Consider the following 13,330-nt stretch of genomic DNA (forward strand, 5'->3'; position numbering starts at 1 on the left):
TACACTATAGTCAAGATGAAATTCACTCGCGGAGGTCCGATATGCTGAACGTGATGTTATTGGATGATGAAGAGAATGCGATAGAGCTGTTGAATATGATGCTGACGGACACGGGAAGAGTTGCGATTACAGGCGAATACTTGAATCCGACGGTTTTCCTGGAGGATCTCCAGAAGCGCAAGGCACAGGGGCAGCTTCCCCATGCGGTGTTCATTGATATCGAGATGCCTGAAATCTACGGCTTGACAGTCGCGGAGAGAGTCTATGAGATTAGCGGAGATATCCAGGTTGTATTCGTGACCGCGTATAGCGAATACGCTGTTCAAGCCTTCGAGCTGCATGCCCTGGATTATATTCTGAAGCCGGTTAACCGAGGCAGGATCGCGATAACCATCGCACGCGTTGAAGGAGCCGTTCATCTGCTCGAGCAAGCTTCTTCCTTGAAGAAGGAGCGCGAGGTGAGGATTCAGTGTCTTGGGGAATTCGCGATTTATCGCGAGGGAGAGGAGCGGGTGAAATGGCGCACGGTCAAGTCCAAGGAAATATGCGCCTATCTGCTTCATGAGCATAACCGGCTTGTCACGACGGATACGTTGCTGGAGCTGTTCTTCAACATGGAGGATAGCGAGAAGGCGAGGATCTATTTGTACACCACCATCTATTATGTCAGAAAAATATTTAAAGCTTTCGGTTTTCCCGGAGCGCTGCAAAAGCTCGAAGACGGTTATCTATTGAATATTAGCGGCATGCGCTGCGATTATCTGGAGCTGCTGCAAGCCCCGGCCGTATCTGCCCATACTCGTATTTCTGTCCATAATGTCGATGATTTCGAGAGCTTAATAGAGCTATACCAAGGCGATTATTTCTGCAATATGGATCAGCTTGCTTTCCTGGGCAGAAGAGAAGAGCTTAGACAATTGACGGTACAGCTGCTGCGCTTGGTGAAAGCCTATTATCAGGCAGAGGGAGAAACAAATCGCATGATGACCACTCTGGTGAAAATCATTGCGCTGGCCCCCGATTCGGAGCAGGATGCGTGGGAATTAATTCAGCTGTATGCGGAGCAGGGCAAGCGGGCTCAGGCCATGAGCGTTTATCAAAAATTAATGCTACGTCTGGATTCCGAATATGGCATACGGCCAAGCGGAGAGTTCATCCAATACGTGCAGAATACGCTGAAATGAGGCTTGTGATGAACAAAAAGGTCGTGGTCATCCTATTAAGCGCTGCAGCCGCCGTCATCGTTTATCTCGGCCTGATGATCGTGCTGCCCAAGCTAAGCCCGGAAACGGAAAAAACGGCTGTGCAAGGGAGGATTGATTTGACCGGGCTCGAGATGGACTCGACTCATGTGATCCCCCTGAACGGAGAATGGGAGTTTTATCCGAATCAGTTATTGAGCCCGTCTGATTTCAACTCCGGGGAAGAAGCGGCGCAATACGCCCAGGTGCCAACGTCTTCATGGAGCAAGTATGAGCCCGTTGAAGGACAGCGCATGGAGAAGCTGGGCTTCGGCACCTACCGTCTTAAGGTGCGGCTTCGCGAAAGCGGACAGACACTGGGCTTCAAGATGACTAATATCCGCATGTCTCATACCCTCTATGTTAACGGGAATTTAATTGGTCACAGCGGCAATCCATCAACGGATGCTGCTGCTTATGCGCCGGGCAATACGCCGTACACGGCTTATATCACTCCGAGCTCTACCCTTGTAGAAATCGTCATACAGGTCGCCAACTTCAGCTATGGAACGGGCGGGGGCATCTTCCAACCGATCTATATCGGCTCGGATGAAGCGATCGCCCACTACCGGGAGAGGGCATTGCGCAATGACTGGATCGTAACGATGATCTATCTCATCAGCGCATTGCTGTGCGCGGGGATGTACGCGCAGCATGACAAGCAGCGATGGTCGCCGCTCTTCCTCGGGGTGCACAGCGTCATGAGCGCGGCGTACATAGCCAGTCATGGAGAGAAAGTGATGCTTGATGCTATTCCCATGATGTCATATGAGGTTTTTCAGAGAGTGCAGTTCATGTCCGGAAGCCTGCTGTCGATGTTCCTGCTGATGTATGTCTATCATACCTATCGCGAGGTTTGCTCCAAGAGAATGGTAGTCGGTCTTATGTCCTTGGGAGCGCTCTTCACGCTCATGCCGATTGTGCTGCCGCAGATTATGAATACCTCGCTTGAATCCGCTCATGTTCTGTACAGCACTTTGGTATGGAGCTACATCATGTATTTGTTCATTATTGCCAGTCTGAATCGGATGGATGAAGCGGGTTTCATTGTGCCTTCGATATTCGCCTTCTTCATGCACGGCATGTCATACAATTTGAATATTTTCGGCCTGGTGGAAGTGAGCTCGATTCCGATTGTATTCCCGCTCCTCTTTGTGTTCATGCAGCTCCTGATGCTGTCGAGGCGGTTCTCCAACGCGTATAAAGAAGCGCATGAATTGTCGCAGGAGCTGGCGCGAACGGACCGCATGAAGGACGAGTTTCTGGCTCGAACCACGCATGAGTTCAAGACGCCTCTATATGGCATAATGGCTATAACGGACAGCTTGATTCAGGGGGAGGAAGCGGTGATTTCCTCGAGAAGGAAGGAAGGCTTGCAGCTCGTGCATCAGACGGCGCAAAGGTTGTCGCGGCTTGTGCATGATATTCTGGATTTATCCCAATTAAAGCAAGGCCAGCTCAAGCTGAATCCAACGCCGCTTGATGTTCGCTCCTCCGTTCAGGTCGTGCTCGATGTATTCCAGTTCATGATCGAGGGGAAAGAGATTAAGCTCGTTAATGCTGTAGGTCATGAGCTGCCGCCGATATTGGCGGATGAGTTCAGGCTCCAGCAAATCTTGTACAATCTGATCGGCAATGCGCTCAAATTTACCGAAAAGGGCATTATTTCATGCACGGCATTACAGCAAGGCAATGAAGTGCATATAACCATTACGGACACGGGCATTGGCATTCCCCAAGACCAACTGCAGACGATATTCGAGCCTTTCGTGCAGGCTGCCGCCGCATCCGAAAGCGGCCATCGCGATTATCGTGACGGAGCTGGAATCGGTCTCAGCATAGCCAAGCAATTAACGGAGCTTCATGGAGGAAGCATTGGAGTGACGACGGAGCCTGGAACGGGAAGCTCCTTCACCGTCACCTTTCCGATAGCGGCGAGTCATGAGAAGGGAGGGGCGAGACGTTCTGCTGAAGCGTTTCGGATGGAGGCTTCCGCTGCGCGAGGCTCGAAGGAGCCGCTTCTGCATCTTAACGGAGGCCGTTATACGATTCTGATTGTGGACGATATTGAGCTCAATCTTAGAGTATTGGCGAATCGCTTGGGAGAAGAGGGCTATAATGTCATCGCGGTGCAGAGCGGCGAGGAAGCGCTGGCTCAGCTTGCTCAGCACAAGAATATCGATCTGGCGCTGCTGGACATTATGATGCCCGGCATGTCGGGCTATGAGGTCTGCGTGGAAATACGCAAGGAATACGAGTCGGTCGAGCTGCCGGTCATGCTGCTAACGGCAGCCATTCAGGACGAGGAGATGCAAGCCGCCTTCCATTCCGGGGCGAATGATTTCCTGCACAAACCGTTTCAAATGACGGAGCTGCTATTCCGCGTGCGCAGCTTGCTGCAGATGAAGCAATCCTCCATCGAGCGTACGAATATGGAGGTTGCTTTCCTGCAGGCTCAGATTAAACCGCATTTTTTATTCAACGTATTCAATACGATTATTATGCTGAGCTATAAGGATGTGGAGAGAGCGAGGGAGGTGCTGAACCATCTTATCGAATTTTTGAGAGGAAGCTTCGGATTCGCCAATACGGATCAGCTCGTGCCGTTCCGTACCGAATGGGAGCTGGTGCAGGCCTATCTCGAGATCGAAAAAGCCAGGTTCAAGGATCGCATTCGCGTGGAGTGGGAGATCGAGGAGGGAGCGGAATTCGTGCTCCTGCCGCCTCTGCTCATTCAACCGATTGTCGAGAATGCGGTTCGCCATGGCATTACGAAGAAGGCGGATGGCGGCGTGATTCGAATTCATGCGAAGCAAGCCGAGGGTATGTTCATCGTGCGTGTGGAGGATGACGGCGTCGGGATGTCGAAGGACAAGCTTGATGAAGTACTCTCGCTGAATGCGCGCTCGAAGCATGTCGGCATTCGGAATATACGCAAACGGCTGAAGCAGCGTTACGGCACCGATCTGCATATAAGCAGCGAACTGGGCAAAGGAACGGTAATGATTATGCGCATCCCGCTGGAGACGCGCTGAGCGGCTGCGCATCTCGCTTGAGAGGAGTCTTTACTTAAGCAAAGTGACAAAAATGTCACGTTGCTGCATGAAGCGTCGATGGTTGGATTTCCCGATTCTGATTATAGTAAGGATACAGAGAGGGAGGGATTGACCATGCAAGCCATTATGCAAACCAGAAATCTATATAAGAACTACGGCGCTGTATCCGTGCTGAAAAGTATTGATCTCATAATTGAAGCGGGAGAATTCACGGCGATTATGGGGCCGTCGGGTTCGGGGAAATCGACGCTTATGAATGTATTGTCCACGATCGACCGTTTCTCGGGCGGAGAGGTGTGGCTGGAGGGGAAGCCGCTTCTCGAGCTGAAGAAGAAGGAGCTTAGGCAGTTCAGGCAGCAGCGAATGGGCTTCATCTTCCAGGATTACAATTTGCTCGACACGCTGACCGTGAAGGAAAATATTTTGCTGCCGTTGTCGCTGCGCAAGGTGAAGACCGAGGAGATGGAGAAGCGGCTGAAGCCAATCATTCAGGCGCTTCATATTGAAGAGCTTCTGCACAAGTATCCGGGCGAAATATCCGGCGGGCAGAAGCAGCGCACGGCGTCGGCGCGCGCCATCATCATGAATCCGGCGATCGTATTCGCGGACGAGCCCACCGGGGCGCTCGACTCCAGATCCGCCACACAGCTGCTGGAACAGCTGGCGCAACTGAACGAATCGCTTGGGACCGCCATCTTGATGGTGACGCATGACGGCTATGCGGCAAGCTTCTGCAAACGAGTGATCTTCCTGCGCGACGGAGGCATTGTGAGCGAGCTGTACGCGGGGGACCAGTCCCAGAAGATGTTCTACGACCGCATTCTCGAAACCCAAAGCTTGCTAGGGGGCAATCTGCGATGACCTTGCTCGAGCTGACCTACCGCAATGTGAAGCGCAACTTCCGCCTGTATTCCATCTATCTGATGTCCATGATGATCGGCGTCGTTATTCAGTTCACCTTCACGGCGCTGATGTATAACGGCGATGTGATGGATGCGCTGCGCAATCGGAACAACTTCCAGACGGGAGTGGCGATTGCATCGGGGGTCGTATTTCTCTTCATTATCTTCTTTATTCTGTATGCGAACTCTTTCTTCATGAGGCAGAGGAAGCAAGAATTCGGCATGTATCTGCTCTATGGCCTGAACGAGAGGCAGATTACGCTTATGGTGCTGTATGAGTCGCTGATGATCAGCGGTGTCGCGCTCATTGCCGGCTTCCTGCTCGGCGGATTGCTTTCCAAGCTGTTCGGCATGGTGCTCATGAACCTGATGCAATATGATCAAGTCATTTCGCTCTCGTTCCCCATTGAAGCGATTGTATCCACGGCAGCGTTATTCGTCCTGCTGTCCATCATCATAAGCGTTCAGAGCTATTTCTCCGTCAATCGGCTGCAGCTAACGGAATTGTTTCATGCGAAGCAGAAATCGGAGACGGCGTTCCGCGGCTCTGCTTCGCTGGCGATTCTGTCTTTGCTGCTCATCGGGCTGGCCTTCTTCTTGATCGGAAGCGGCAAGTCGTCCGTATTCTGGCAGGATTACGCCATGATCAGTCTTGTCGTCGTTACGGTCGGCATCATTGGAGGCACTTATTTGTTCTTCCGCCAATTCACGGGCTGGCTTCTGGGCGTCATGAGCCGGAGCAAGCGGAGCCAGGAGGGCAACCGAGTGCTGTGGGCGTCTTCGCTGCGGTTCCAGGTGCGGGGCAACACGCTTAACCTGACCTTCATCTCGCTCTTCAGCACCTTGATTATGCTGCTGCTGTGCTTCGTTGCGGTGAACTACAAGGTGCAATTCGAGGCGGTGGGGAGAAATCTTCCGAACGACTTGGCCTTTCAAACGTTGAGCGTCGACGCCAACAATCGAATTGACGAGCTGATCCGGAGCTCTGGGCATGAAGCGCGCTATCATTTGACGCAGGAAACCTTGGTTGTTGATCCCGTCACTCCAATGTCAGAGGCGGTGGATAATCCCGAATACTATGAGGAGAAGATGCTTCTTGTCTCCGAGCAGACCTATAATGATCTCATTGGGCGCAGAGAGAACAAGCAGTCCATATCGCTGGCGGGCGATCAGGCGGTGACGCTGGCGCAAGGCTCGGATTTCCCGAAGATGTTCGCTCCTGGCGAAGAACGACCGTTCACGGTTCGGCTCAATCAAGGGGAAGCGTCGTTCAAGCTGATCGAGAAGAAGGACTACGCCTATATCGGCTGGGAATCCGACCCGGTGAAGTCTATGGTGAAGAAGACGGCCGTGCTCGTCATCTCCGACGAAGCCTATGCGAAGCTTCGCCCGCAGGCGTCAACGCGAAGCTTTGAAATTTACGGACTCAAGGATGCCAAGTCGGCGGAGGATTTGTCGGCGCAGGCGCATGAGATTGTGAAGGGGGAAGGAGATCTGTATTATTCATCCTTCGCAGATGTCTATTCCAAGCAAATCGAAGGCTCGTCGCTGCTTTTATTTGTTAGCGGATTTCTGGCGCTGATTGCGATATTCGCGCTCGCGAGCGTGATTTATTTCAAGCAGCTTCGCGAAGCGACGGAGGAGCGTCGGCAGTATGATATTTTGCGCAAAATCGGGGTGGAGAACGGCGAGATCAAGTCGGTCATTCGCAAGAAGCTCCTGTTCGTCTTCGCTCCGCCTCTGGTGCTTGGCGTTCTGTTCAGCTGGTTCATCATCAAATACTATATTCTCGATTCCGTACAGGATTTCTCCGGTCTGACGAGCGCGGTATGGGGCATTATGGGCGTATACACCTTGATTTATCTGGTGCTCTATCTCTCGTCGACGAATGTGTATTATCGCATTGTGCAGGAAAGGGCGTAGAAGCGGTGAGAGTTCGAGCTTCGCGTAAAAATAGCAGCGGCAGCCAAGGACAAAGCAATATAGTCCTTGGCTGCCGCTGATTTTATCAAATAAAAAAGAGTACCGAGGACTCTTTCTTTGGCTTTAAATATGAATTAACGGGATATCTAACTCACTTTTGACAAAGTTCATATCAGTATCCCTGGATACTAAACCTAACTGATATTCGACAGCAGTAGCAATAATTATCGCGTCGGGGGTTTTGAGCTTTCTGCCATGATTTCTTTGCTCTCTTCTTAAATCACCTGCAAGTCTTGCGATATTGGAATTAACATCTATACATCTGCGTGAATTAAACAACTTAATACCTTTCAAGCGATAATCGGATTTTAACCCGCTAAATACCTCACACTCTGTAATAACAGAAAAATACATAATCATACGATCCTCTTTGGCCTGTCTGGCAAAATTCAAGGAAGCCTCCTCGCCTGCCAAGAGTGCGATAGCTATATTCGTATCAATCAAAAAACCTTCCATCAATTCCACTCATCCTCGCGCATTTTTTTTATTTCCTGAGTTAATTCATCAGCTTGCTCAGGACTTAATACGCCGGCAGAATCTAAAATGTCATCAATAGAGTAGTCGTCCTCTACTTCAATCGTATCGTTGTCTAAATCAATTCTGACTCTACTCTGAGTAATATTTATTTTAAATAAAAGAGAACGAAGCTCATTGGCGGTTTTGCTATCCATTTTTTTAGGTAAGGACATAATAATTGCAGCCCCTTTCCGAAAAGATACTTTTGACAATAGTATATCATACAAATACTTAGCTCTAACACCGGCAGATTCATTCCATTACCGAACATCGGAGCCGCGCTGCAGAACGCTCAAATGCAGGTCATGGTTCCTTGGAAAATGAATCGTGAATACAGTCGGACCGCCAGGCGCCGACTCGCAAGTGATATAATGCCCCAGCTTTCTCGACAGCTCTTGGGCAAGATAGAGACCCATGCCTGTCGATTTCGTATGAATGCGGCCATTGGAGCCGGTGAAGCCCCGGTTGAAAATTCTCGGCAAATCCTTCGGCTCGATGCCGATTCCATTGTCCTCGATAATAAGCTGCTTATCAGCCGCTGTCTCCGCCGTCTTGATGATGATCTCGCCATCGCCTTGTGCCGGCGTATATTTCAACGCGTTCGTGATAATTTGGTTCACAATGAACAGCAGCCACTTCGAATCGCTTTGAATGTTCATGGGCTGCAACTGCAGATGAAGCTTGATTTTCTTGGAAATAAAGGTCTTGGCATGCAGCTTGACCGTCTGCTTGACCGTTTGCTCCAACTCACAGCGGGTAATCTCGTAATCCTGATTGAAATCGTCCAGCTTGGCATAATACAACGCCTGATCGACGAAATACTCAATTCGCGATAATTCCTCCTCGAGGCTCTTAGCGTCTATCTCTGTTTGCTGCATCAAGCGAAGAACGGCTATCGGCGTCTTGATCTCGTGAAACCAGGACATGATGAAGTCATAATGCTCCTTCTGCTTCGCTTGAACGGTGTTCAAAGCGCGAATATGCGAGATCTCCTGCTCCTCGAGCGCATCTCTGCAAGCTTCCGCTTCCAGAGATTGCGGCGGGGCGTGACCGTCCTTCATCCCGCGAATCGCATTCGACTGACTGGCATACCGGTAGAGGAAGAAGCCTGCAAGCAGCAGAACGACGAGCGCTAGAGCATAGAAGAAATTTTGCCAGCGGAAGCGGGCCTCCGGATCTGTTGCGAATATGAGCACCGTGAGCAGGAACACGGCTGCGCAGACGACCAGATAGGGCCGCTCATACCGGAAGAATCGCCAAAGCCTCATTCGATCATATACCCCATTCCTTTGCGCGTGGAGATGAATTCCTCAAGACCAAGCTGCGCGATCTTGCGGCGCAGCCGATTCACGTTCACCGTCAGCGTATTGTCGTCGACGAACTGCTCGTCATTCCACAGCATCTGCATCAGCTCATCCCGAGAGACAATCTTCCCTTGCTTTCTCAGCATCGTCTGCAAAATAATAAATTCATTGCGCGAAAGCTCCGCCGATTGCTCGCCAACCTGAATCGATGAGTTGGCGAGATGAAGCCGCAGCTCGCCATGGGCAAGCTGCAGACTCTCATCCTGATACGTGTAATTGCGGCGCAAGAGCGCGCTTACCTTGGCGGTCAGCACATCGAGATCGAACGGCTTCTGCACATAATCATCCGCGCCCATATTAATCGCCATAATGACATCCATATTCTGATTCCGCGACGAGAGGAAGAGAATCGGCACCTTGGAGACGGCGCGAATTTGCTGACACCAATAGAAGCCGTCGAATACGGGCAGATTTACATCCATAATCACAAGCTGCGGCTGATCGGCGTGAAATTGCTCCAGAATGTGATCGAACTCTTTCGTCTCCACAACCTCGTACTTCCACTTGCTTAGCGTATTGGATACAATGCGTCTAATTTTCTCGTCGTCTTCGATGATCATAATTCGAAACATGAAGCATTCCCCTTACTTTGCGTTATGCTTCTTTTAGTATAACGCAGCACGAGAGACAGGGAAATGCTGGCAGAGACGAAATCAGGAGGCGGAGGAATCGTTGAAAGTGACAATGCTGCTGTTTAGTTGCTCGCCGTCCCACTCTTTATAGAGAAGCGCATTGCCAGATGGACTCCAGAAGGTAGTTGCATTCTCGACACCTGTTGCAATTTGCATGGATTCGCTTGTCAGCAGATCAAATACATAGAGGCCTCCCGCCGCAGCGCCATCGGACTTCATATGATAGGCAATCATTCGTTGATCCGGCGACCAGGACAGTCCGCTCAGCTCTGAGGCTTCAGCAATCACTTGCTGATTGCTGCCATCCATTTCACTTAAGATCAGGGATGATTCTGTGCCGTTGTAATGTGCAATCAGCAATTGATTCCCTTCAGGGGAAGGCAATAATTCATACACTTGCTCCAGATTCATGCTCTCCGTTTGCTTGGTATCTAGATCCAGCCGCATTAAGGAAGGATCTGAGTTTGTGTTGTAATAGACGTTGCTGCCAACCTTCCGCACAATATACAAAGCACCCTCCGTTAGTCCATCCAGAACGGCAATCTTCCCATCTACTGTTGCGATATATGCTCCACCGCTATAAGCCGCGCCGATGATCGTCTGGGAATCCACCCACTTAGCGCTCATGGCCCCGCCGATAGGTTCACCTTGCAGAGCAAAAGTTTCCTTCGTGTCGAGGTTCATAACATAGTAGAGAGGATCGCCAAGCGAATAAGAGGAATAGAGAAGATATTTCTTGTCCGGCGATAGCCGAGCATCTCCCAAGAATGTATTCTTCTGTTCCTTCATTAGCTTGAATTCTTCCGTTTCCAGGCTGTACGAGTACAAGCTTTTTGGATACTCATCTGATAGCTCGGCCAGAGTCATTTTATCCAGAGACTTGTTCTCCTTCGACACAATGACGGTATCTTCATCCAGCCAATCACTCACATCGAGGCCAGGGAAAGGCTTTATTTCTTCGATAGACACATCGGGATCGCCTGTCGCCTCCTCGTTATCCTCAATGATGGTGATGGATTCGCCGTTCGACTCTTTAATCACCGTCCTGTTTGCATTGCCTCCATCGGTGCAAGCCGTCAGGCCCAGAAGAAGCAGTGAAGCAAGGGATACCCATTTGACTATTTTCGTGTTCATAGCTTTCGCCTCCTTGAACCCTACTGTAGCAATCCATTGTTCCAGAAATGCAACCGAATGTTTCCAAGTTGTAAACAATGTTGCTGTCGTTGCACGAAATATCGCATCCTCACCATGTTCGGGTCTCTCCGCTAAGTCGTTGCCGGGAATGACACCCGGAACAGGGTGCCGCTGGCGCTCGAGCGAATCAGCTCAAGGGAGCCGCCTTGCATCTCCGCGTAGGTTTTGGCAAGAGAGAGCCCGAGTCCTGCGCCGCCGCTTTGCCTGGATCTGTTCTTATCCACCGTGTAGAACGGGTCGAATATCCTGTTAGCCGACTCCTCTGGTATGCCGATGCCGGAATCGGCAATATCAATCAGGACGCTGCCTTCCTTGATATAGCTGCTTACGGCGATATGCCCCTGCGGTATATTGTATTTGATGGCGTTATCCAGCAGGTTGACGAGCACGATGACCATGCTGTCCTTATCCGCTATCGCATGGCTTTCGGCCAGATTCGTTTCCAAGGATAGGCCGAACTTCTCCAGCTTTCCCTTCAAGCTCTGCAGCACGTCCTTGATTGTTCGAGGAACATCCACCTTTTCTTTGCTGAATTCAAACTCGTACTTCTCCGTAGCCGACAACTGCAGCACCTTTTCGACCATTTCATACAGGCGCTGGGCTTCCATGGCAATGCTCGACTTGGCTGTTTCGAGAAGCTGTTCGTCGTCGGGATACATATCAAGCAGGTCCAGATATGCCTTAATCGAAGTCAGAGGGGTTTTGAACTCGTGGGTCACATTGCCGATGAATTGCTTCTGCTGAAGATCCAGCTTGGATAATTTCTGTACGGCCAGTGCCAGCTTTTCCCGCTCCGCGTCCTTCTCCTGCAAGGTTGTCTGAATCTGTGCGCTCATGGCCGCAATGCCTCTGCTTAATTGTCCGATTTCATCTCTTCGCCGGAAGGAGGAGACTCCAAAGCTTCCCGCCTTGATGGCCGCGACGGTCTTGTTCAGCTTAATGATACGGCTTGCGAAAGCGTTGAAATAGAAGTAAGCGGCGATAAAGCTCAGGACAAACACAAGCGCGCCAATCGTGATAAAGAGCTCCTTGATTTGCTGATAGAAGGCATGGTCCTCCGACAGGGAGTAGTTGAACTGTATCACGCCGACCTGCTCGTTTCCTGCCCGTAAGGGCGACAGGTAGTACAAGGCGTCGTTCTTCTCCAAATAGGCGATTTTGTTCTGCAGCGCATACGATAATGTTCGCGCGATACTATCTTTATTGGCGACCGGGATGCCTGGATTAAGCATTTCTCCATTCGCATTGTACAGCACAACAGACTGACCGGTTAATTGTTCGACCTTATCGGCAAAAGTCTTCCCCTTGGCAGAGAGGAAGCTCTGCGGCGATTTGTTGGATTCGCTCAGGATCGACTGGAACATGAAGAAATTGGCCGTATCCGCTTGCTGAGCCAGATAGCGCTCTGCGTCTGTTTGTTGATTTTGGCGGATGCCCTCCAGTACCAGAATGCTGAGCGCAGCCACGACGAGCAGCAGCAGAATGGCGAGGAAGAGACTGAATTTTATTTTGATGCTGGAAATCATAGAGTGCCTCTTCTGGCTTTGTAGCCGATGCCATGTACCGTCTGAATGATCTCGCTGCCGGGCTCGCCGAGCTTCTTCCGCAGTCTCTGGACATGAATATCTACCGTGCGCGTCCCTCCGAAATAGGACATGCCCCATACGGAATCGAGCAGCTGCTCTCTTGAATATACCTGGCCCGGGCTTGCGAGAAGCAGCTCCAGCAGGTCGAACTCCTTGGGAGTAAGATCGAGCGAGCGGTCGTCGGCATGAACGGTTCTTTTACTCTTGTGCAGCGTGACTCCGTCGAGTGTAATTTCATCCGTATCCGGCTTCTCGCCTGCGGCCTGAATGCGCCTGAGCAGAGATTTCAACCTGGCCAGCAGCTCCCGCATATCGAAGGGCTTCGTTATATAATCGTCGGCTCCGAGCTCAAGGCCCAGCACCTTGTTGACGATATCTTCTTTGGCTGTGAGCATAATGATGCCGAGGCTTCCTTTGTTCTGCATATGCTTGAGCAGCTCGTAGCCGTCCATGCCGGGAAGCATGACGTCCAGAATAATCGCGTTCGGCCGGAATGCGGACAGTCTCTTCAAGGCTGTTTCGCCATTAAGGCAAACCTCGACGGTATAGCCTTCCCTTCGGAGCGCGTATGCGATGGCATCGGCAATCTTCTGTTCATCTTCAATGACCATAATGTGATCGCTCATGGCGGCTCCTTTCTGTTTCTAAAGCTCGTTATTTTCAATCATCTTACCACAGTCGAAGTTCAGAACGGAGCAAACAGCGGGTTACTAATCGAAATTTTAATGAGGACAATATACAAATATTGTAAATTTATCTTTTTCCTGAATCCGTGATGCCTTCGTTGCGGACTCTACTAGGATCTCCGAATTATGGAAAACAAGTTTTGAAATTTAGTCTATTCCGTCATTCACAT

11 protein-coding genes are annotated in these 13,330 nt (G+C 50.7%); 4 read left to right on the forward strand and 7 right to left on the reverse strand.

All coding sequences use genetic code 11. The features are described from left to right. The first annotated feature begins 41 nt into the window (after positions 1-41). The 4 genes from HFP08_RS27340 (at position 42) to HFP08_RS27355 (ending at position 7,122) form a co-directional block, all read left to right on the forward strand. Positions 42-1,184: a response regulator gene (locus HFP08_RS27340; protein ID WP_168123809.1), complete on the forward strand. Its 1,143-nt coding sequence runs from the start codon at positions 42-44 to the stop codon at positions 1,182-1,184. Between the two features lie 8 nt (positions 1,185-1,192). Next, positions 1,193-4,276, forward strand: coding sequence for a sensor histidine kinase (locus HFP08_RS27345; protein WP_168123810.1), 3,084 nt, complete (start codon positions 1,193-1,195; stop codon positions 4,274-4,276). A gap of 135 nt (positions 4,277-4,411) precedes the next feature. Continuing rightward, a complete protein-coding gene (locus HFP08_RS27350; protein WP_168123811.1) occupies positions 4,412-5,158 on the forward strand; it encodes an ABC transporter ATP-binding protein in 747 nt (248 codons plus the stop codon). Continuing rightward, positions 5,155-7,122 (forward strand): ABC transporter permease, encoded by a 1,968-nt coding sequence (locus HFP08_RS27355; protein ID WP_168123812.1) that lies wholly within the window; start codon positions 5,155-5,157, stop codon positions 7,120-7,122. Before HFP08_RS27350 ends, HFP08_RS27355 begins: the two co-directional genes overlap by 4 nt. 123 nt (positions 7,123-7,245) lie before the next feature. On the opposite strand, the gene HFP08_RS27360 is transcribed toward HFP08_RS27355, so the two are convergent. The 7 genes from HFP08_RS27360 to HFP08_RS27390 form a co-directional block, all read right to left on the reverse strand. After that, entirely contained in the window at positions 7,246-7,638 is a 393-nt protein-coding gene (locus HFP08_RS27360; protein ID WP_168123821.1) for a PIN domain-containing protein, read from the reverse strand. Further along, positions 7,638-7,871, reverse strand: a complete 234-nt coding sequence (locus tag HFP08_RS27365) for a hypothetical protein (protein WP_168123813.1) — start codon at positions 7,869-7,871, stop codon at positions 7,638-7,640. Before HFP08_RS27365 ends, HFP08_RS27360 begins: the two co-directional genes overlap by 1 nt. An 87-nt stretch (positions 7,872-7,958) precedes the next feature. Beyond that, complete coding sequence (locus HFP08_RS27370) at positions 7,959-8,966, reverse strand: sensor histidine kinase (RefSeq protein WP_168123814.1); 1,008 nt, start codon at positions 8,964-8,966, stop codon at positions 7,959-7,961. Further along, positions 8,963-9,634: a response regulator transcription factor gene (locus tag HFP08_RS27375; RefSeq protein WP_168123815.1), complete on the reverse strand. Its 672-nt coding sequence runs from the start codon at positions 9,632-9,634 to the stop codon at positions 8,963-8,965. Before HFP08_RS27375 ends, HFP08_RS27370 begins: the two co-directional genes overlap by 4 nt. An 81-nt stretch (positions 9,635-9,715) precedes the next feature. Then, the gene (locus HFP08_RS27380) at positions 9,716-10,828 is read right to left on the reverse strand and encodes a TolB family protein (protein ID WP_168123816.1); all 1,113 of its coding nucleotides are present in this window, start codon (positions 10,826-10,828) and stop codon (positions 9,716-9,718) included. A 131-nt stretch (positions 10,829-10,959) separates the two neighbouring features. Then, a complete protein-coding gene (locus tag HFP08_RS27385) occupies positions 10,960-12,414 on the reverse strand; it encodes a sensor histidine kinase (protein ID WP_168123817.1) in 1,455 nt (484 codons plus the stop codon). Next, a complete protein-coding gene (locus tag HFP08_RS27390; RefSeq protein WP_168123818.1) occupies positions 12,411-13,100 on the reverse strand; it encodes a response regulator transcription factor in 690 nt (229 codons plus the stop codon). The genes HFP08_RS27385 and HFP08_RS27390 overlap by 4 nt, the downstream gene beginning before the upstream one ends. Positions 13,101-13,330 lie beyond the last annotated feature (230 nt).

This window comes from Paenibacillus sp. HB172176, from assembly GCF_011947265.1.
Lineage (GTDB): Bacteria > Bacillota > Bacilli > Paenibacillales > Paenibacillaceae > Pristimantibacillus.

Coding starts and splice junctions, on each gene's coding strand:
- HFP08_RS27340 (WP_168123809.1), top strand. CDS start 42: ATGCTGAACGTGATGTTATTGGATGATGAAGAGAATGCGATAGAGCTG.
- HFP08_RS27345 (WP_168123810.1), top strand. CDS start 1,193: ATGAACAAAAAGGTCGTGGTCATCCTATTAAGCGCTGCAGCCGCCGTC.
- HFP08_RS27350 (WP_168123811.1), top strand. CDS start 4,412: ATGCAAGCCATTATGCAAACCAGAAATCTATATAAGAACTACGGCGCT.
- HFP08_RS27355 (WP_168123812.1), top strand. CDS start 5,155: ATGACCTTGCTCGAGCTGACCTACCGCAATGTGAAGCGCAACTTCCGC.
- HFP08_RS27360 (WP_168123821.1), bottom strand. CDS start 7,638: ATGGAAGGTTTTTTGATTGATACGAATATAGCTATCGCACTCTTGGCA.
- HFP08_RS27365 (WP_168123813.1), bottom strand. CDS start 7,871: ATGTCCTTACCTAAAAAAATGGATAGCAAAACCGCCAATGAGCTTCGT.
- HFP08_RS27370 (WP_168123814.1), bottom strand. CDS start 8,966: ATGAGGCTTTGGCGATTCTTCCGGTATGAGCGGCCCTATCTGGTCGTC.
- HFP08_RS27375 (WP_168123815.1), bottom strand. CDS start 9,634: ATGTTTCGAATTATGATCATCGAAGACGACGAGAAAATTAGACGCATT.
- HFP08_RS27380 (WP_168123816.1), bottom strand. CDS start 10,828: ATGAACACGAAAATAGTCAAATGGGTATCCCTTGCTTCACTGCTTCTT.
- HFP08_RS27385 (WP_168123817.1), bottom strand. CDS start 12,414: ATGATTTCCAGCATCAAAATAAAATTCAGTCTCTTCCTCGCCATTCTG.
- HFP08_RS27390 (WP_168123818.1), bottom strand. CDS start 13,100: ATGAGCGATCACATTATGGTCATTGAAGATGAACAGAAGATTGCCGAT.